Annotated in this window: 17 protein-coding genes; 13 read left to right on the forward strand and 4 right to left on the reverse strand. The window is 64.4% G+C overall.

Translation table 11 applies throughout. The features are described from left to right. Positions 1–36 precede the first annotated feature (36 nt). The 4 genes from coaA to FJ414_RS04465 all read left to right on the forward strand — a co-directional run bounded on the left by coaA (position 37) and on the right by FJ414_RS04465 (position 4,183). Positions 37–996: a type I pantothenate kinase gene (coaA, locus tag FJ414_RS04450; RefSeq protein WP_140641722.1), complete on the forward strand. Its 960-nt coding sequence runs from the start codon at positions 37–39 to the stop codon at positions 994–996. A 72-nt stretch (positions 997–1,068) separates the two neighbouring features. Then, positions 1,069–2,103, forward strand: a complete 1,035-nt coding sequence (locus FJ414_RS04455; RefSeq protein WP_246672296.1) for a glycosyltransferase family 2 protein — start codon at positions 1,069–1,071, stop codon at positions 2,101–2,103. Between the two features lie 80 nt (positions 2,104–2,183). Further along, complete coding sequence (locus FJ414_RS04460; protein WP_140641724.1) at positions 2,184–2,582, forward strand: GtrA family protein; 399 nt, start codon at positions 2,184–2,186, stop codon at positions 2,580–2,582. Positions 2,583–2,620: 38 nt separating this feature from the next. Next, positions 2,621–4,183 (forward strand): glycosyltransferase family 39 protein, encoded by a 1,563-nt coding sequence (locus FJ414_RS04465; protein WP_140641726.1) that lies wholly within the window; start codon positions 2,621–2,623, stop codon positions 4,181–4,183. Here the strand turns inward: FJ414_RS04465 and FJ414_RS04470 are convergent. From FJ414_RS04470 to FJ414_RS04490, 4 genes are all read right to left on the reverse strand, one after another. Further along, the gene (locus FJ414_RS04470; RefSeq protein WP_140641728.1) at positions 4,146–4,763 is read right to left on the reverse strand and encodes an alpha-ketoglutarate-dependent dioxygenase AlkB; all 618 of its coding nucleotides are present in this window, start codon (positions 4,761–4,763) and stop codon (positions 4,146–4,148) included. The genes FJ414_RS04465 and FJ414_RS04470 overlap by 38 nt on opposite strands. 204 nt (positions 4,764–4,967) lie before the next feature. Further along, the gene (gene lysM, locus FJ414_RS04480) at positions 4,968–5,444 is read right to left on the reverse strand and encodes a peptidoglycan-binding protein LysM (RefSeq protein ID WP_140641732.1); all 477 of its coding nucleotides are present in this window, start codon (positions 5,442–5,444) and stop codon (positions 4,968–4,970) included. Positions 5,445–5,522: 78 nt separating this feature from the next. Further along, positions 5,523–5,960: an alternative ribosome rescue aminoacyl-tRNA hydrolase ArfB gene (arfB, locus tag FJ414_RS04485; RefSeq protein WP_140641734.1), complete on the reverse strand. Its 438-nt coding sequence runs from the start codon at positions 5,958–5,960 to the stop codon at positions 5,523–5,525. An 83-nt stretch (positions 5,961–6,043) separates the two neighbouring features. Beyond that, positions 6,044–7,654, reverse strand: coding sequence for a phosphoenolpyruvate carboxykinase (locus FJ414_RS04490; protein ID WP_140641736.1), 1,611 nt, complete (start codon positions 7,652–7,654; stop codon positions 6,044–6,046). A 341-nt stretch (positions 7,655–7,995) separates the two neighbouring features. Between FJ414_RS04490 and FJ414_RS04495 the strand changes: the two genes are divergently transcribed. The 9 genes from FJ414_RS04495 (at position 7,996) to FJ414_RS04540 (ending at position 18,732) form a co-directional block, all read left to right on the forward strand. Next, positions 7,996–8,697, forward strand: a complete 702-nt coding sequence (locus FJ414_RS04495) for a response regulator transcription factor (RefSeq protein WP_006201274.1) — start codon at positions 7,996–7,998, stop codon at positions 8,695–8,697. A gap of 140 nt (positions 8,698–8,837) precedes the next feature. After that, positions 8,838–10,622, forward strand: coding sequence for a sensor histidine kinase (locus FJ414_RS04500; protein ID WP_140641738.1), 1,785 nt, complete (start codon positions 8,838–8,840; stop codon positions 10,620–10,622). 14 nt (positions 10,623–10,636) lie between these two features. Then, positions 10,637–11,098, forward strand: a complete 462-nt coding sequence (locus FJ414_RS04505; RefSeq protein ID WP_140641740.1) for an HPr kinase/phosphorylase — start codon at positions 10,637–10,639, stop codon at positions 11,096–11,098. Positions 11,099–11,262: 164 nt separating this feature from the next. Next, entirely contained in the window at positions 11,263–11,664 is a 402-nt protein-coding gene (locus FJ414_RS04515; protein WP_027166957.1) for a PTS sugar transporter subunit IIA, read from the forward strand. Continuing rightward, positions 11,661–11,957 (forward strand): HPr family phosphocarrier protein, encoded by a 297-nt coding sequence (locus FJ414_RS04520; RefSeq protein ID WP_140641744.1) that lies wholly within the window; start codon positions 11,661–11,663, stop codon positions 11,955–11,957. Before FJ414_RS04515 ends, FJ414_RS04520 begins: the two co-directional genes overlap by 4 nt. A 324-nt stretch (positions 11,958–12,281) precedes the next feature. Continuing rightward, the gene (gene ahcY / locus FJ414_RS04525; RefSeq protein WP_140641747.1) at positions 12,282–13,682 is read left to right on the forward strand and encodes an adenosylhomocysteinase; all 1,401 of its coding nucleotides are present in this window, start codon (positions 12,282–12,284) and stop codon (positions 13,680–13,682) included. Between the two features lie 190 nt (positions 13,683–13,872). Next, positions 13,873–16,452 (forward strand): PAS domain-containing sensor histidine kinase, encoded by a 2,580-nt coding sequence (locus tag FJ414_RS04530; protein WP_140641749.1) that lies wholly within the window; start codon positions 13,873–13,875, stop codon positions 16,450–16,452. A 10-nt stretch (positions 16,453–16,462) separates the two neighbouring features. Then, on the forward strand, positions 16,463–17,974 hold the full coding sequence (gene tsaE, locus FJ414_RS04535) for a tRNA (adenosine(37)-N6)-threonylcarbamoyltransferase complex ATPase subunit type 1 TsaE (RefSeq protein WP_140641751.1): 1,512 nt from the start codon (positions 16,463–16,465) through the stop codon (positions 17,972–17,974). Continuing rightward, positions 17,971–18,732 carry a nucleotidyltransferase family protein gene (locus tag FJ414_RS04540; protein WP_140641767.1) on the forward strand — a complete coding sequence of 254 codons (762 nt, stop codon included), beginning with the start codon at positions 17,971–17,973 and terminating at the stop codon, positions 18,730–18,732. The genes tsaE and FJ414_RS04540 overlap by 4 nt, the downstream gene beginning before the upstream one ends. The last annotated feature ends 51 nt before the right edge of the window (positions 18,733–18,783 follow it).

Here is an 18,783-nt window from a genome sequence, read left to right on the forward strand (position 1 = left end):
GGCCCGGGGCTGACGGCGAGGAGGGTAGGAAACCCGATGGACCAGCTTGCTCCGACCGAGAAGTATTCCCCCTATCGATTCTTCTCCGCCGAGCAATGGTCGCAGTTCCGTGCCGACACGCCGCTGACGCTGACCGGGGAAGAGATCGACCGGCTGCGCTCGCTCAACGACCCGGTCGACCTGGAAGAGGTCAAGCGCATCTACCTTTCGTTGTCCCGCCTGCTTTCGGCGCATGTCGAGGCAAGCCAGCTTTTGTTCAGGCAGCGCCAAGCCTTCTTCAAGGCGCAGGATGTCGTCAAGACCCCTTTCATCATCGGCATCGCCGGCTCGGTCGCGGTCGGCAAGTCGACCACGGCGCGCGTGCTGAAGCAGCTTCTGGCGCGCTGGCCGTCGAGCCCGAAGGTGGACCTAATCACCACCGACGGCTTCCTGTTGCCCAACGAGATCCTGCGCCGCGAGAACCTCATGGAGCGCAAGGGGTTCCCCGAGAGCTACGACGTCGGCGCGCTGCTCAGGTTCCTGTCCGGCATCAAGTCGGCGCAAAACAGCGTCATCGCGCCGGTCTATTCGCACCTGACCTACGACGTGATCCCCGGCGAGTTCGTCACCATCGACCGTCCGGACATACTGATCTTCGAAGGCATCAACGTCCTGCAGCCGGGCAAGCTGCCGAAGGACGGCAAGATCGTGCCGTTCCTGTCCGACTTCTTCGACTTCGCCATCTATATCGATGCTGACGAGAAGCTGATCCATCAATGGTACATCCAGCGCTTCATGCGGCTGCGTGAAACCGCCTTCCGCAATCCGGACTCCTTCTTCCATCGCTATTCGCAGCTCTCCGAGGATGCCGCGCGGGCCATCGCCGAAGGGCTCTGGGCCAACATCAACCTGAAGAACCTGCGCGAGAACATCCTGCCGACCAGGGCGCGGGCCGATCTCATCCTGCGCAAGGGCGCCAACCACCTGATCGAGGAAGTGGCGTTAAGGAAATTGTGACCCCTTAACGGCGCCTTAGGCAATCCCGACTAGCTTTGCGAGCCAAACTCCAGCGGTGTCGGGAGGCAACCGGTGATCAATGCGGGCAATGCCGCCGGCCGCGAGGCCCCGGTCTATTCACTGGTCATTCCGATCTTCAACGAGGAGGCGGTGCTGCCGCTGCTCGTGCGACGGATCACGGCCTTGCTCGACAAGCTCGACGCCAGCGCCGAGGCGATCTTCGTCGACGATGGCAGCCGGGATACAAGCGTCATCTTCCTGCGCGGCATGACGGCCTCGGACCCACGTTTCCGGCTGATCGAACTGTCGCGCAATTTCGGCCACCAGATCGCGATCACCGCCGGCATGGACGCCGCAGCCGGCGACGCCGTGATCGTCATGGACGCGGACTTGCAGGATCCGCCCGAAGTGGTGCTCGACCTCGTCGCCAAATGGAAGGAAGGCTATGAGATCGTCTATGCCCGCCGCACCAAACGCGAGGGGGAAACGCTCTTCAAGCGTGCGAGCGCCAGCCTCTTCTACCGCGCTCTCGAGCAGATGACCTCCGTGACCATCCCCCGCGACGTCGGCGATTTCCGGCTCGTGGGACGAAAGGCCCTGGAAACCTTCAAGCAGATGCCCGAGCGCGACCGCTTCGTGCGCGGCATGTTCGGCTGGATGGGTTTCAAGCAAACTGCGGTGTCGTTCGAACGGCCCGAGCGCGCGGCCGGCGAAACCAAATATCCGTTCTGGAAAATGGTGCGGCTAGCGGTCCATGGCGTCATCAGCTTTTCCGACAAGCCCTTGCGGCTGGCGCTGTGGTCGGGCCTCGCCATTTCCGGCTTTGCGGCCGTGCTCGGCCTTTACGCCCTGGCTTCCTGGCTCTTCACCAACGACGTCGTCCATGGTTGGACATCGACGGTGGTGATCATCTCCTTCCTGTCCGGCATCAATCTCTTCATGACCGGCATCATCGGCCTCTATGTCGGCGGTATCCATGCCGAGGTGAAGCGGAGACCGCTCTATGTGGTCGATCGATTAACCGGTTTTGAGGAAGCGATCGCCGCGATGAGAAATGCCGAAGCGCCGAGGTACGCGCCTGCAGAGCGCGAACGGCGGCTCGGCTGACTTTGCTGCAGGCGCTCAATCAGCAGAAGATCGTGGCTGCAGGAGCTCCCTCGCCCGGCCAGCGATTACGATCATGGGCCATGGGTCGTTCGGAGTCGGCGCGAATCCTGCGGTTTGCCGCGATCGGCGGCGTATCGACCCTGATCTATGCGGGAGTGACGCTGGCGCTATCGGACCGGGATGGCTTCGGCATGCCGGCGGCGGTCGCCTCGATCGCCGGCTACGGCACCGGCGCGGTGTTCTCCTACTGCGGGCACCGCTTCGTGACGTTCATGTCTGACGGCGCGGTGGGCTTCGAGATCATCCGCTTTGCCTGCGCCACGGCGATCGGCTTCCTGCTCACGGTCGGGCTGACCGTAGTGCTCGCCGACGTCGTCGGGCTGCCGGCATTGGTGCCGGTGGCAATGGCCTGCACGCTGGTTCCGGTCCTGAACTTCATTATCCTGCGCCAATTCGTCTTCACGGCGGTGGTCCGATGAACATGGAAACCCGCGCTTCGCTTGCCGAGAGGTCGGCCATGACCCCGATCCTGGACCGCTCGCCGGCCGGCGTGTCCAGCGCCGGCGTGGTGACACGGACCTTGGTCCTCTGCCTGCTCGTCTTGGCGGCGGCGGTGCCCTGGCAAATGCGATGGGGTGTCATACCCGACACCAGCTGGGCAATCACCATGGCCGAACGGGTGCTTTCCGGCTCCCGGCTCTATGTCGATCTGTTCGAGGTCAATCCGCCGTTCACGCCCTGGTTGTTCATGCCGGCCGTGGCCCTGGCGCAGGCTCTCGGCCTGTCGCCGGAAGTGGTGATCCATGTCTACGCTTATGCGGTCTGCCTGATTGGTCTCGGCTTTGCCGCGCTGATCGCCAGACAGGCTGGCTTTGCGGAGAACAGCGCGCTGTTGTCCATGCTGCCGCTGTTCCTGGCGCTGCTGGTCATCTTTCCCGGCAATGCCTTCAGCGAGCGGGAGCATCTGGGCGTTGCGTTGTTCCTGCCTTTGCTGGTGCTGATGGCCTGGCGCGCGGCGCCGGCGAACGAGACACGACCAAGCCTGCTGGTGGCGGTGCTTGCCGGGCTTGGCGGCAGCGTCCTGTTGTTGGTGAAACCTTACTACGCGCTGGTGGTGTTCGTCCCGGCGCTGTACGTGGCCTGGCGGCGCCGGTCGATTTTGCCATTGCTGGCGGTCGAATATTGGGTGATCGGCCTGATCTGCGTCGCCTATGCCGTGGCCGTGATGCTTTGCTATCCGGAATTCCTCAGCGTCATCTATCCGATACTGGCCGACACCTACATGCGGATGGGGAACATGCAGGCGCTGCTGATCGACTATGCCCCGGTCTATCTTATCGCGCTCCTGATGCTGCATTTTCTTCGGCCGGGCTTAACCCCGTCGCCATTGGTCAGCGTGTTCACGCTCGCTTCGCTGGCGGCAACGGCGCCGTTGATCTACCAGGCCAAGGGTTGGCCCTATCACGCATTCCCGGCGTTTAGCCTGCTGCTGGCGGCGCTGCTGATGAGAACCGCGCAAATCGATCAGGCGCCACGTTCGTCGGCGGGCAGGACGATGGAACCGGGGCAAAAGCTATTGTTGGCCGCCATCGTCGTCGCCGCGGCCATTCCGTTCATGAAAACACAAAAGCCGGGCGCTGAATTCGTCGCCAAGGTCAAGGCCGCGGTTCATCAACCGACCGTCGCGCTGGTCGGCTCAGACATCGCGGCGGGCCATCCGCTTACCCGCATGCTCGGCGGAACATGGATCTCACGCTATTGCAGCGACTGGCTGAGTGATACGGCGCTTTACCTTTCGGCGATCGCGACCCGGGACGGCAACAAAGAGGCGGCCTCTCACTATCGTGAGATGGCCGACCGCTACATCGACGGCAAGCTTGCCGAGCTCGAGACGAAACGACCGACGATACTCATCATTCAGAAAAACAACCAAGCCTCGGCCGAAGAGCTGTCGCGCCACCAGGACTATGTCCGTCTGATGCAAGACTACCGGCCAATCGCCGAGGACGAGACCGTGCGGGTGCTGCTTCGCGATACTCGTGTCAGCCCGGCACCGTCACCCGCCGAAGCGTCAGATTGATGCGGCCGCCATTCTTCAAGAGGGCCGATGTCGCGGGATAGATGCGGTCGACGCCATGGAAGCTCAGGCGTCCCTCGCCGCCAAGCACGACGACGTCGCCGCTCTTCAGCCTGAACGAATTCGTGCCGTCTTCGCGCCTGTCCTGGCCGACCCGGAACAGGCAGTCGTCGCCCAGCGAGACCGATACCACGGGCGCGGCGAAGTCCTGCTCGTCGCGGTCCTGATGTAGGCCCATTCTGGCGTCCGCCGAATAGAAGTTGACCAGGCATGCCTCGGGCGGATGCGGATAGGCCGAGGCCTCGCGCCACAGTTGCAGCAAGGCTTCCGGGATCGGCGGCCAGGGCTCGCCCGTCACCGGATGCGTGGGCTGGTAGCGATAGCCGCGCTCCTTGTCGGTGACCCAGCCAAGCGCGCCGCAATTGGTCATGCGCACGCTCATCTCCTTGCCGGTGCGCGGCATGGCCGGCACGTAGAGGGGTGCTGCCTGCACGACGCGCCTGATCTCCTCGACCAGCGCTTCCTGGGCCGGCCGGGCGATGTAGCCCGGCATATGGCGGACGCCTTTGGGAAGAACGAGCATGGGTCGATCCGGTTTATCCGCCCTGGAGCGTGATGCCGAAAAGCGTGAAGCGGCTTTCGGACGACATCATGCTCTATCTTTTTGATTTAGAGCCGGATGATTTCAGATCGAACAGACCTGAAATCATCCGGCTCCAGCATGCCACCGGCAAAAGAAAACGGCGACCCGAAAGCCGCCGTTCGTTCAATCTCGGCGATATGCCCCTCAGGCCTGGTCGATATCCGGTATGCGCAGCACCTGGCCGGGATAGATCTTGTCGGGATGCGTCAGCATCGGCTTGTTGGCCTCGAAGATGACGTTGTTCTTGGCGCCCTTCCCCTTGCCGTAATATTTCTCGGCGATCTTCCAGAGATTATCGCCCTTCTGGACGGTATAGAGCGTCGGTTCCTTGGCCGGCGCCGCCCTGCCGGCCTCGGGCGCGACCTTCAACTCGTCCGCCTGCACCTTGGAGACGCCGAGCGTGTTGCCGACGGCGATCACCGCCTTTTCGAAGACCGACTGATCCTTGACCGTGCCCTTCAAAACCGCGGTGTCGCCCTGGACGGCAACCTCGACGCCGTCCGTGCCCAGCTTGTGGGAATCGAGCTCCTTCTTCAACGTATCCGCGTTTGGCGATGCCTCGTCGTCGCCGCCGATGCCGAGCTTCTTGCCGACGCCTTTGACGAAATCGAAAATACCCATGGCTGGTCTCCTCGCTGTTGCAGCAATCGGAGCTTGCCACCTGCAACCCAGAATTGGAAGCAGCCGATTCAACCGTGCTTAATCGTTCTCGACACGGCCGCGCAGCTTTTTCACCGTCGATCGGCCCGCCTTGCTCTTGAGGCGGCGCTCCACGGCGCCTTTGGACGGCCTGGTCTTCTTACGCGGCGGCGGTGGAGGCTCGGCCGCCTTGGCGATCAACGCCGTCAGCCGCGCCCGCGCATCGGCCCGGTTCTGCTCCTGGGTGCGGAAACGGCCGGCCTCGATGACGATGACGCCGTCCTTGGTGGCGCGCTGGCCGGCAAGCTTGATGGCACGCTCGCGCACGCGCTCGGACAGGCCGGAAGCGTTCGCCGCGTCGAAGCGCAGCTGCACGGCGGTGGCCACCTTGTTGACGTTCTGGCCGCCCGGACCGGACGAGCGGATGAAGTCCTCATGCAGGTCGCCCGCGCGAATGACCGCTTCGCCGGAGATGATGATGTCGTCGTCGCTTGCCATGCACGCACTCATGACGCGATGACGGCAAAAAGAAAAGGCCCGGCGCGAGCCGGGCCCTGGAGGAAAGATATGAGAGGCGACCGCTATTCAGCCGCTTCCTGCAAGCGCGGCGCGGCGCCGAGGATAGTGGCGTCGACATGGCGTTCGAACTTCTCGAAATTGGTCGCGAACATGTTGACCAGCTTTGCGGCCTGGCGATCGTAACCGGCCTTGTCCGCCCAGGTCGAGCGCGGGTCGAGAATGGCGCCGTCGACACCCGGGACCGCCACCGGCACCTCGAAGCCGAAATTGGCGTCGGTGCGGAACTCGGCCGCGTTCAGCGAACCGTCGAGCGCGGCGCCCAGCAAGGCGCGCGTCACCTTGATCGGCATGCGGCGGCCGGTGCCATAGGCGCCGCCGGTCCAGCCGGTGTTGACCAGCCAGCAGTCGACGCCATGGCTGGCGATCAGCTCGCGCAGCAGATTGCCGTATTCGGACGGGTGGCGCGGCATGAACGGGGCGCCGAAGCAGGTCGAGAACGTCGCTTCCGGCTCGGTGACGCCCTTTTCCGTGCCGGCGACCTTGGCTGTATAGCCCGACAGGAAGTGGTACATCGCCTGCGCCGGCGTCAGCCTGGCGATCGGCGGCATGACGCCGAAGGCATCGGCGGTCAGCATGATGATGTTCTTCGGATGACCGGCGCGGCCGGTCTTCGAGGCATTGGGGATAAAGTCCAGCGGATAGGCGCAGCGCGTGTTCTCGGTCAGGCTGCCATCGTTGAAATCCGGAACGCGGCTGGCGTCGAGCATCACGTTCTCCAGCACCGTGCCGAAGCGCTGCGTGGTGGCGAATATCTCCGGCTCGGCCTCTGCCGACAGCCTGATCGTCTTGGCGTAGCAGCCGCCCTCGAAATTGAAGATGCCCTGCGGACCCCAGCCATGCTCGTCGTCGCCGATCAGCGTGCGCGACGGATCCGCGGAAAGGGTCGTCTTGCCGGTGCCGGACAGCCCGAAGAAGACGGCCGTGTCGCCGTCCGGACCTTCATTGGCGGAGCAGTGCATCGGCATGACGCCCTTTGCCGGCAGCAGGTAGTTCAGCATCGTGAACACCGACTTCTTCATCTCGCCGGCATAGGAGGTGCCGCCGATCAGCACGATCTTGCGGGTGAGATCGACCGCGATCACCGTCTCGGTGCGGGTGCCGTGACGTGCCGGATCGGCGCGGAAGGAGGGCAGGTCGACGATCGTCATCCGCGGCACGAAACGCTCGAGCTCCGCGGCTTCAGGGCGGATCAGAAGATTGCGGATGAACAGCGAATGCCAGGCGAATTCGGTGACGACCCGGGTCGGCAGCTTGAGATCGGCGTCGGCGCCGCCGACGAGGTCCTGCACGTAGAGGTCCTTGCCGGTTGCGTGAGCCTTGAAATCCGCGAGCAGCGCTTCGAACTGTGCTGGCGAGATCGCCTTGTTGTTGTCCCACCAGACTTGGCCGCCGGTCGCCTCGTCGCGCACGACGAATTTGTCCTTCGGCGAACGCCCGGTGTGCTGGCCGGTCTCGGCGACCAGCGCGCCCTGCGCGGTCAACCTCGCCTCGCCGCGCCGGATCGCTTCCTCGTAGAGTTCCGCCGCGCCAAAATTATAGCGTACCATGCCCGCTGTCTTCAGGCCGATCGCGTCGATGGCGCAGTCGGGGTTGCGTTTGCCGGCTTCCGACATCAAATTTCCTCTCTGGATTTGGCCGCATCTGACGGGTGACTTCCCGGAGCCCGCGCTGGGGCCGTCAGGTTCAAAACCAGAAAAGCCGAATGATATCAAATCATTAATCGATTTAAAAAATTTGAAAGTTGTTTAAATCGTTTATATGTGCAAAAAATCGCAGAGGTTGCCCAAAGGATTGGCAGGCTTAGTGCGTCCAATCCCAATTAGGGTGCGATGTCGTGTGACGGCAGGCCGCTCGTGACTTCGGACAAGGCCCGTGCCACATTTTGTACCCAATTTGTCCTGCAAAAGCCCCTTCTCGACGACAGAAGGGACAGCTCATGAGGGAGCCGCTTGAAATGGCAACAATCGCGCTTGTCGACGACGACCGCAACATTCTGACCTCGGTGTCGATCGCGCTCGAATCCGAGGGCTATCGGGTGGAAACCTACACCGACGGCGCCTCGGCGCTGGAAGGCCTGGCGGCGCGGCCGCCGAACCTCGCCATCCTCGACATCAAGATGCCGCGCATGGACGGCATGGAGCTGTTGCGCCGCATGCGCCAGAAGTCGGACCTGCCGGTCATCTTCCTGACGTCGAAGGATGACGAGATCGACGAATTGTTCGGCCTCAAGATGGGCGCCGACGACTTCATCCGCAAACCCTTCTCGCAGCGCCTCCTTGTCGAGCGCGTGCGCGCCGTGCTGCGCCGGACCAGCGCCCGCGAGGCGGCGGCCAAGGCGCCGAGCCAGCAGGCCCGCTCGCTCGAACGCGGCCAGCTGGTGATGGACCAGGAGCGCCACACCTGCACCTGGAAGGGCGAGCCGGTGACGCTGACGGTGACCGAGTTCCTCATCCTGCATTCGCTGGCGCAGCGCCCCGGCGTGGTAAAAAGTCGTGATGCGCTGATGGATTCGGCCTATGATGAGCAGGTCTATGTCGACGACCGCACCATCGACAGCCACATCAAGCGGCTGCGCAAGAAGTTCAAGGCCGTCGACGACGACTTCGAGATGATCGAAACCCTTTACGGAGTCGGATACCGGTTCCGCGAGGCATGAGAATAGGCAGTAGGGAATAGTCCGTAGTCAGTTTTGAATGATGCGAGCGGCCATTCGTGCATAGCCGCGGTCAGCCAATCATTGCTCCTACTGCCTACTGCCCACTCACTACCCACTAACTAAGCAGGGCCTGCTAGTCGATGGCAGTGGAAGCAGAGCGAGGCAGACGGGCGGGCGCGGCAAGGCGCCCGTCGCGGATCGTGCCCGCCTTCGTGTCGAAATTCACGGTGCCGATGCGCCGGTTTCTCGGCCATCACATCTTCTCCAGCCTGACCCGGCGCATCCTGTTCCTCAACCTGGCCGGCCTCGCCGTGCTGGTCACCGGCATCCTTTACCTGAACACCTTCCGCGACGGGCTGATCGACGCGCGCGTCGAAAGCCTGATGACGCAGGGCGAGATCATCGCCGGCGCGATCGCGGCCTCGGCGACCGTCGAGACCGATTCGATCAGCATCGACCCGGAAAAGCTGCTTGAGCTGCAGGCGGGCGAAAGCCTGGGGCCGGGGTCGGACCAGCTCGACAACCTCGATTTCCCGATCAATCCCGAGCGCGTGGCGCCGGTGCTGCGACGCTTGATCTCGCCGACGCGCACCCGCGCCCGCATCTATGACCGCGACGCCAACCTGCTGCTCGATTCGCGGCATCTTTATTCGCGCGGCCAGATCCTGCGCTACGACCTGCCGCCCGTCGACGACGAACAGCCCGGCGTCGTGGAGCAAGTCGAGAAATTCATCTTCGACTTCTTCCGCAACAAGGACCTGCCGGTCTACCACGAGCAACCCGGCGGCAATGGCGCGGCCTTCCCCGAAGTGGTCAAGGCGCTGACCGGCAGCCCCTCGACCATCGTGCGGGTGAGCGAGCAGGGCGAACAGATCGTCTCCGTCGCGGTGCCGATCCAGCGCTTCCGCGCCGTGCTCGGCGTGCTGATGCTGTCCACCGAAGGCGGCGACATCGACAAGATCGTCGCGGCCGAGCGCAAGGCGATCCTGCGCGTGTTCGGGGTGGCGGCGCTCGTCACCGCGATCCTGTCGATGCTGCTCGCCTCCACCATCGCCAATCCGCTGCGCCGGCTTTCCGCGGCCGCCGTCAGGGTGCGGCGCGGCGTCAAGAACCGCGAGGAAATCCCCGATTTTTCCGATCGCCAGGACGAGATCGGCAATTTGTCCATTGCCGTGCGCGACATGACGAATGCGCTGTACGCGAGAATCGAGGCGATCGAAAGTTTCGCGGCGGATGTCTCGCATGAATTGAAGAACCCGCTGACCTCGCTGCGCAGCGCGGTCGAGACGCTGCCTCTGGCGAAGAACGAGAACTCGCGTGGCCGGCTGATGGAAATCATCCAGCACGATGTGAGGCGGCTCGACCGGCTGATCACCGACATCTCGGACGCTTCGCGGCTCGATGCCGAGCTGGCGCGCGAGGATGCCGCAACCGTCGATCTGAAGAAATTCACCACCGATCTCATCGCGGTCTCGCGCGAGGCGACGCGCAACAAGAAGGCCGTCGAGATCGAGCTCAAGGTCGCCAAGCTGCCGGCCGGCGCCAAAGGCTATTTCGTTGTCGGCCATGACCTCAGGATCGGCCAGGTCATCACCAATCTGATCGAGAACGCGCGCTCCTTCGTGCCCGACGAGCATGGCCACATAGCGATCTCGTTGGCGCGCGCGGGCAAGTTCAACATCATCACCGTCGACGACAACGGCCCGGGCATCCGGGCGGAGAAGATCGATCGCATCTTCGAACGCTTCTACACCGACCGGCCGGCCGGCGAGGCATTCGGCCAGAACTCCGGCCTCGGGCTGTCGATCAGCCGCCAGATCGTCGAGGCGCATGGTGGCACGCTGACGGCCGAAAACATCCCCGGCACCAAGCCCGGCGAGATCAAGGGCGCGCGTTTCGTGGTGACGCTGCCGGCGGAAGGCTGACCGCCGAGCCGAACATGCCGGACGCCGCCGCAAAGCCCCGCAACATCCATGGCACGGCCATACTGGTCGGCGAGCGCGGCGTGCTGATCACCGGGCCGTCGGGCGCCGGCAAGACGACGCTGGCGCTGGCGCTAATCGATCATTGCCGCGCGCGGGGGCTTTTTGCCCGGCTGGTGGGCGACGACCAGTTGTTTGCGGTGGCCCATGGCGGCCGGCTGGTGTGCCGCGCGCCGGCGAGCATCGCCGGTCTCGCCGAGGTGCACGGCATCGGCCCGCGGCCGCTGGCTTTCGAACCGGCCGCCGTGATCGACCTCATGGTGCGGCTGGTCGAGGCGGCCGACATGCCGCGCCTGCAGGACGAAGCAGCGGAGACGATCGACGGATGCCGGCTGCCCCGCGTCGACGTCGCCCGGCAAAACGTCACCGCCGCGCTGCCCCTGCTGGTGGCGCGGCTGTCGATCCAGCCTTTTTCATGATCCGCCCCGGGTTTTTTGCTGCGATGCGTCAAAATGGCCCGGGCTGCCGCAATTTTGGGCTTGTCAACCGGCCGTGCGTCGACAAGATAGCGCTCCCGCCGCCTGGAATGGCTGGCGAACATAAGATACGCCTGTGAAGAGGCGATGACGGGAGCCACCAGAGAATGATCGGACTCGTGCTCGTGACGCACGGTCAACTCGCTACCGAGTTCCGGCATGCCGTCGAGCATGTCGTCGGGCCGCAAGACAATTTCGAAACCGTGGCGATCGGCGCCGATGACGACATGGAGCAGCGCCGGGCCGACATCGTCGACGCCGTGGCGCGCGTCGACACCGGCGCCGGCGTCATCGTGCTCACCGACATGTTCGGCGGCACGCCCTCCAACCTCGCCATCTCGGTGATGGAATCGGGCCGCACCGAGGTGATCGCCGGCATGAACCTGCCGATGCTGATCAAGCTCTCCTCGATCCGCAAGGGCGACAACATGGCCGCCGCGCTCGACGAGGCGCAGGCGGCGGGCCGCAAATACATCAACGTCGCCAGCCAGCTCCTGAGCAGCAAATGAACGCACCGGCGCCGCGTACGGATGAGGTGGTGCGGGAGTTCCCGATCATCAATCAGCGCGGCCTGCATGCGCGCGCTTCGGCCAAGTTCGTCCAGATCGCCAGCGGCTTCGACGCCACCATTCATGTCGAGAAGGACGGTGTGAAGGTCGGCGGCACCTCGATCATGGGCCTGATGATGCTGGCGGCAAGCCCGGGTTATTCGATCCGCGTCATCGCCAGCGGCCCGGAAGCCGTGCCGGCCATGGATGCGCTGGAGCAGCTGGTCGCCTCGCGTTTCGGCGAGGAAATCTGAAATTTTTGCTTTGGTGCATGCCGTGATCGCAAAACCGCTGCGCACTTTTGGGCGACATGATTTCTGCTTGTGCATGTCGTGATCCCAAAACCGCTGCGCACTTTTTGGGCGACATGATTTCTGCTTGTGCATGTCGTGATCCCAAAACCGCTGCGCACTTTTTGGGCGACATGCACCGCCCGCAGAGACATGCGCGCATAAAGATTTCTTTATATCCCATTGTCGGGCGACGGCCGATCTGCTAGTCAAGCCGGCAACCGCGCCCTTCCACGCGCCTCCCGGCGCCGGCGCGTCTTTGAGAAAAAATCACACCGGAGCACTGCCATGACGGGTAGCAAGGACTATGTGGTCGCCGACATCTCGCTTGCCGGCTGGGGCCGCAAGGAGATCGAGATCGCCGAAACCGAAATGCCGGGCCTGATGGCCTGCCGCGAGGAGTTCGGCGCCAAGAAGCCGCTGAAGGGCGCGCGCATCACCGGCTCGCTGCACATGACCATCCAGACGGCGGTGCTGATCGAGACGCTGAAGGCGCTGGGCGCCGACATCCGCTGGGCCTCCTGCAACATCTTCTCGACGCAGGACCATGCGGCCGCGGCGATCGCCGAGGCCGGCATCCCGGTGTTCGCGGTCAAGGGCGAGTCGCTGGAGGACTACTGGGATTACACCGACAGGATCTTCCAGTGGGCCGATGGCGGCCTCTCCAACATGATCCTCGACGATGGCGGCGACGCCACCATGTATATTCTGGTCGGCGCGCGCGCCGAGGCCGGCGAGGATGTGCTGTCCAATCCGCAGAGCGAGGAGGAGGAATACTTCGTCGCGCAGATCAAGAAGCGCCTGAAGGCCTCGCCCGGTTTCTTCACCAAGCAGCGGGAAGCGATCCGCGGTGTCACCGAGGAGACCACCACCGGCGTCAACCGCCTCTACCAGCTTCAGAAGAAGGGCCTGCTGCCCTTCCCGGCGATCAACGTCAACGATTCCGTCACCAAGTCGAAGTTCGACAACAAATACGGCTGCAAGGAATCGCTGGTCGACGGCATCCGCCGCGGCACCGACACGATGATGGCCGGCAAGGTCGCGGTGGTCTGCGGCTATGGCGACGTCGGCAAGGGCTCGTCGGCCTCGCTGCGCGGCGCCGGCGCCCGTGTCAAGGTCACCGAGGTCGACCCGATCTGCGCGCTGCAGGCGGCGATGGACGGCTATGAGGTGGTAACGCTGGAAGACGCGGCCCCCAACGCCGACATCGTCATCACCACCACCGGCAACAAGGACGTCGTCACGCTCGACCATATGCGGTCGATGAAGGACATGGTGATCGTCGGCAATATCGGCCACTTCGACAACGAGATCCAGGTGGCGTCGCTGCGCAACCTGAAATGGACCAACGTCAAGCCGCAGGTCGACCTTATCACTTTCCCGGATGGCAAGCGGATGATCCTTCTGTCCGAGGGACGCCTGCTCAACCTCGGCAACGCCACTGGTCATCCGAGCTTCGTCATGTCGGCCTCGTTCACGAACCAGGTGCTGGCGCAGATCGAGCTTTTCAGCAAGCACGGCCAGTACGAGAACCAGGTCTATGTGCTGCCCAAGCACCTCGACGAGAAGGTCGCGCGGCTGCATCTCGACAAGCTCGGCGCCAAGCTCACCGAGCTGTCCGGCGAACAGGCCGCCTATATCGGCGTGACGCCGCAGGGCCCGTACAAGCCCGAACACTACCGCTATTAACCAAAACGAAATTATCTACCATATATTGAAGCCGGGTGGTTGACTTTCCATCCGGCTTTATTTTTTGCGCCAATGATTCTTCACGTCGATTCCGGCAAGCGTTATTGTTGTGATTCGCGGTCCGGGGACATGTTGGGCCGGGGACGCATTCAGGGCGGTCTTGCATTCAAGCGGCGAAGAGGACCAAGACATGCCGGGGGATTACCCGCCACGCGCGGGAAAGGCCGTTTCCGGCGGCCATGAGGATTCGAACGAGGCCGGCCCCGCCGTGAGCGGCGGCGGTTTTGGTGCCGGCTTGCGGCTGGCGTCGCTGCTTGCCACCTCGGCGCTTGCAGGCCCGCTGCTCGCCTTTGCCGCCCACGCCGAGACAGGCATTCCGGGAAAGGCCGCGGCGCCGGTCAGCACCGTCGAGGTCATGCAGCTCGCCATGTTCGTCGGCGTCATGGGCGCGGCGCTGGTTTCGGCCATCTTCCTGATCCGCGAGCGCGCACGCACCGCCTCGCAGAATCTACAGCTCAGGGCCCGCATCGCGGACGTCAACGCGGCGCTGCAGCGCTCCGAGGCTCTGCTCAACCTGCGCGACCAGCGCCTGGTGGTGTGGACCACGGACAACAAGAAACCCGAACTCATCGGCAGCCTGCCGCTGGAAAGCGGCGCGCCCGACGACAGGTCCGCTTTCCTCGCCTTCGGCCGCTGGCTGATGCCGCGCTCGGCGGCGGCGCTGGAGCACGCGGTCGCGGCGCTGCGCGAACAGGCTAGGGCCTTCGATCTCGTCATCGAAACGCAGGCCGGCGTGCCGCTGGAGGTGCATGGCCGCAAGAGCGCGGCGCATGTGCTGGTGCGCTTCGTCTCGCTGTCGGAGACGCTGCGCAACCAGGCCAGGCTGAAGATCGAGAACCAGCGGCTCAGCGCCGACTACGACACCATGGTCGGCCTGCTCGACGCGTTGAAGATGCCGGCGTGGCTGCGCGGCGCGGACGGGCGATTGCAATGGGTCAACCGCGCCTATGCCGAGGCGGTGGAGGCGGAAAGCACGGCCGCGGCCGTGCGCGACGCGAAGGAATTCCTCGGCGGCCAGGCGCGCGAGCAGATCGCCGAGCAGCACAAGTCGCGCCCGGTCTTCGAGCAGACGCTTTCCACCGTGATCGAGGGCGACCGCCGCATGTTCGCGGTCACCGATTTCGCCGGCACCGACGGTTCGGCGGGACTTGCCTGCGACACCAGTGCCGCCGAGACGATCCGCGCCGAATATGAGCGGACCGTGCGCAGCCATGCCGACACGCTCGACCAGTTGAACACAGCGGTAGCGATCTTCGACACCGAGGAAAAGCTGCGCTTCTTCAACCAGGCCTTCCAGAAGCTGTGGGGTCTCGACTCGGGCTTCCTGCTCAGCGCTCCCTCCAACACGTTGCTGCTCGACAGGCTGCGCAGCGAAGGCAGGATCGCCGAGCAGCCGGAATGGCGGCGCTGGAAGGAAAACTTGCTCAGCGCCTATCGCGCCGTCGAATCGCAGGAGCATTGGTGGCATCTGCCGGACGGCAAGACGATCCGCGTCGTGGCGAACCCGCAGCCGAAGGGCGGCGTCACCTGGGTGTTCGAGAACCTGACCGAGAAGATGGATCTCGAAAGCCGCTACCAGACCGCCGTGCGCGTGCAGGGCGAGACGCTGGACAACCTCGCCGAAGGCGTGGTCGTGTTCGGTCCGGACGGTCGGCTGCGCCTGTCCAATCCAGCCTTCGTCGCGCTGTGGGGGCTGACGGTGGAAGCAGTCAAGCCGAAAGTCCATGTCTCGGCGATCCGCGACTTTTGCGACCAGCGCGCCGCGAACAGCCCGTGGGGCGGCTTCGTCGCCGCGGTCACCGGCTTCGACGACGAGCGCCGCGACCGCCGCGGCCAGATCGAGCTGGTCAACGGCACGGTGCTGAGCTACGCGGTGATCCACCTGCCCAACGGCCAGGTGATGATCACCTTCGTCGACGTCACCGACACCGTCAATGTCGAACGGGCGCTGAAGGACAGGAACGAGGCGCTGGAGAAATCCGACCAGCTGAAGAACGAATTCGTTCAGCACGTGTCCTATGAGCTGCGCTCGCCGCTGACCAACATCATCGGCTTCACCGAGCTTCTGTCGCTGCCCGCGACCGGACCGCTGACGCCGAAACAGCGCGAATATGTCGAGCATGTCGGCTCATCGTCCTCGGTGCTGCTCACCATCGTCAACGATATCCTCGACCTGGCCACCGTCGATGCCGGCATCATGCAGCTCGACATCTCCGAAATGAACATCGACCGGACGATCGCCGCCGCCGCCGAACTGGTCGCCGACCGGCTGGACGAGCACCGGATCAAGCTCGAGATCGACGCGGCGGAGGCGCCGGCGAGCTTCCATGGCGACGAAATCCGCATCCGCCAGATTCTCTACAACCTGCTCAGCAACGCGGCGAACTACGCGCCGGAGGCAAGCACGATCCGGCTGACCTGCCGCCGCTTGGCCGACAGCGTCGAGTTCTCGGTGCATGATGACGGCCCGGGCATGCCTCCGGACGTGCTGGAATCGGTCTTCCGCCGCTTCGAGCCACGCGCCAATGGCGGACGCCGGCGCGGCGCCGGGCTTGGACTCTCGATCGTCAAGAGCTTCGTCGAACTGCATGGCGGGACCGTGCGCATCGAGACCGGCCAGGACAGGGGCACGACTGTCATCTGCACCTTCCCGGACAAGCCTTCCGGAATCCCGGATACGCCGGCGGGCATCCGCGACGCGGCCGAGTAGCGCGGCCTATATGACAGGGATGGCGCTGGAGCGTTTTCTCGCCGACGAGGCGGCAACGGCAAGGCTTGGCGAGGACCTCGCCATGGCATTGCGCGCCGGCGACGCGATCGCGCTGAAAGGCGATCTCGGCGCCGGCAAGTCGACGCTGGCCCGCGCGCTGATCCGGGCGCTTGCCGACGATACCGGCCTCGAAGTGCCGAGCCCGACCTTCACGCTGGTGCAGAGCTACGAGACGCGCGTTCCGGTGCATCATTTCGACCTCTACCGCCTCTCCTCACCGGACGAGCTCAACGAACTCGGGCTCGACGACGCGCTGACGCAGGGCGCGGCGCTGATCGAATGGCCGGAACGGGCCGGAGACCGGTTGCCGGCAGGCGCGCTGTGGGTCGATCTTGCCGAACATGGCGAGGGCCGCGTGGCAAGGCTGTCCGGAAACGGGCCGGTCTATGATCGCGTGGCGCGATCGCTGGCGATGCGCGATTTCCTGGCCTCGGCCGGATGGGGCGAAGCCAGCCGCCGCCATTTCGTCGGCGACGCCTCCGCCCGCTCCTATGAGATCGTCTCGCTGCCCGGCAAGGCGCCGCGCGTGCTGATGAACTCGCCGCGCCTCGTGCTCGGGCCGCCCGTGCGCGACGGCAAGCCCTATGCGGTGATCGCCCATACGGCCCAGTCCGTCACCGCCTTCGTCGCCATCGACCGGGCGCTGCTTGCGGCCGGCGTCAGCGTGCCGGCGATCCATGCCCAGGATCTCGACCAGGGTTTTCTGCTCATCGAGCATCTCGGCTCGGAAGGTTTCCTCGGTCACGACGGCCAGCCCATCGCTCAACACTACGAGGCGGCGGCCGAGTTGCTGGCCATGATGCACGGCAAGACCTGGCCCACACGCATGGAAGCGGCGCCGGGCGCATTCCACGACGTGCCGCCTTTCGACCGGGAAGCCATGCTGATCGAGGCCGACCTTTTGGTCGACTGGTATGTGCCATGGATCACCGGCGAACCGGCAAACGACGAGTTGCGGGCAGGCTACCACAAGGTATGGAACGCGCTTCTCGATCGCCTGGCAGGCAGCGAATACACGCTGATGCTGCGCGATTTCCATTCGCCCAACATCATCTGGCGCGCGGAGCGTTCCGGCCTCGACCGGCTCGGCATCGTCGATGTGCAGGACGCGCTGATCGGGCCGGCGGCCTATGACGTCGCCTCCTTGGCCATGGATGCGCGCGTCACCGTCCCGCCCGAGATCGAGCGGCGGACGGTCGCGGCCTATGTCGCGGCGCGCCGCACCGCCGGCGCTTTCGACGAGGCCGGCTTCGCCGAGGCCTATGCGATCATGGCCGCGCAGCGCAATTCGAAGATCCTCGGCATCTTCGTGCGGCTCGAAAAGCGCGACGGCAAGCCTTACTATCTGAAGCACCTGCCGCGCATCCGCGACTATCTGAGGCGGGCGATGGCGCATCCGGCGCTGGCTGGCCTGAAGGATTTCTACATGGCCCATGGCCTGCTCGAGGAACGGGTCCCATGAAGCCGACGACGGCGATGGTGCTGGCGGCCGGGCTCGGCAAGCGCATGCGGCCGATTACCGATTCGATGCCGAAGCCGCTGGTGAAGATCGCCGGCAAGACCTTGCTCGACTGGGGGCTGGACAGCCTGGAAGCCGCCGGCGTCGCCAAGGCCGTCGTCAATGTCCACTACCTGCCCGAGCAGATCGTCGCCCATGTCGCCCATAGGCGCGCACCGAAGATCGTCATCTCCGACGAGCGCGAGGCGCTGCTGGAATCGGCGGGCGGCATCGTCAAGGCGCTGCCGCTTTTGGGCAGCGAGCCCTTCTATATCATCAACGCCGATACGTTCTGGATCGACAGCGGCCAACCCAGCCTCGAGTGCCTTGCCCTTGCATGGGACGCCGCCAGAATGGATATTCTGCTGATGCTTACCGATCTCGACTCAGCGACCGGGCACTGCGTCGGCACCGATTTCCTGATCGCGCATGACGGCGCGCTCAGGCGCTCGAAGGGTGATCCGACGGGCCTGATCTATGCCGGTGCCGCGATCATCCATCCGCGTATCTTCAAGGATGCTCCCACAGGCTCGCATTCGCTCAACATCTATTTCGACAAGGCGATCGCCGCCGGCCGCCTGTTCGGCATGAAGATGAACGGAAGCTGGATCACCGTCGGCACCCCGGACGCCATTCCAGCCGCCGAGGCAGCCGTGGCCGGCGCGCTCGCATCCGCATCGGCCCGAAAATCGGCTCCGATTTTCGGAAAGCACGATGCGTAGAGTCAAAGGGTTAGATCGTCCTTTGTGCGCCCAAACGGGCGCACGGCGATC

Source organism: Mesorhizobium sp. B3-1-6 (assembly GCF_006439555.1).
GTDB lineage: Bacteria > Pseudomonadota > Alphaproteobacteria > Rhizobiales > Rhizobiaceae > Mesorhizobium.

Excerpts from the sequence above, each read along its gene's own strand:
- FJ414_RS04540 (WP_140641767.1), top strand. The coding sequence starts at position 17,971 with ATGAAGCCGACGACGGCGATGGTGCTGGCGGCCGGGCTCGGCAAGCGC.
- coaA (WP_140641722.1), top strand. The coding sequence starts at position 37 with ATGGACCAGCTTGCTCCGACCGAGAAGTATTCCCCCTATCGATTCTTC.
- FJ414_RS04490 (WP_140641736.1), bottom strand. The coding sequence starts at position 7,654 with ATGTCGGAAGCCGGCAAACGCAACCCCGACTGCGCCATCGACGCGATC.
- FJ414_RS04465 (WP_140641726.1), top strand. The coding sequence starts at position 2,621 with ATGACCCCGATCCTGGACCGCTCGCCGGCCGGCGTGTCCAGCGCCGGC.
- FJ414_RS04500 (WP_140641738.1), top strand. The coding sequence starts at position 8,838 with ATGGCAGTGGAAGCAGAGCGAGGCAGACGGGCGGGCGCGGCAAGGCGC.
- FJ414_RS04515 (WP_027166957.1), top strand. The coding sequence starts at position 11,263 with ATGATCGGACTCGTGCTCGTGACGCACGGTCAACTCGCTACCGAGTTC.
- tsaE (WP_140641751.1), top strand. The coding sequence starts at position 16,463 with ATGACAGGGATGGCGCTGGAGCGTTTTCTCGCCGACGAGGCGGCAACG.
- ahcY (WP_140641747.1), top strand. The coding sequence starts at position 12,282 with ATGACGGGTAGCAAGGACTATGTGGTCGCCGACATCTCGCTTGCCGGC.
- FJ414_RS04460 (WP_140641724.1), top strand. The coding sequence starts at position 2,184 with ATGGGTCGTTCGGAGTCGGCGCGAATCCTGCGGTTTGCCGCGATCGGC.
- FJ414_RS04505 (WP_140641740.1), top strand. The coding sequence starts at position 10,637 with ATGCCGGACGCCGCCGCAAAGCCCCGCAACATCCATGGCACGGCCATA.
- FJ414_RS04520 (WP_140641744.1), top strand. The coding sequence starts at position 11,661 with ATGAACGCACCGGCGCCGCGTACGGATGAGGTGGTGCGGGAGTTCCCG.
- FJ414_RS04530 (WP_140641749.1), top strand. The coding sequence starts at position 13,873 with ATGCCGGGGGATTACCCGCCACGCGCGGGAAAGGCCGTTTCCGGCGGC.
- FJ414_RS04495 (WP_006201274.1), top strand. The coding sequence starts at position 7,996 with ATGGCAACAATCGCGCTTGTCGACGACGACCGCAACATTCTGACCTCG.
- FJ414_RS04470 (WP_140641728.1), bottom strand. The coding sequence starts at position 4,763 with ATGCTCGTTCTTCCCAAAGGCGTCCGCCATATGCCGGGCTACATCGCC.
- arfB (WP_140641734.1), bottom strand. The coding sequence starts at position 5,960 with ATGGCAAGCGACGACGACATCATCATCTCCGGCGAAGCGGTCATTCGC.
- lysM (WP_140641732.1), bottom strand. The coding sequence starts at position 5,444 with ATGGGTATTTTCGATTTCGTCAAAGGCGTCGGCAAGAAGCTCGGCATC.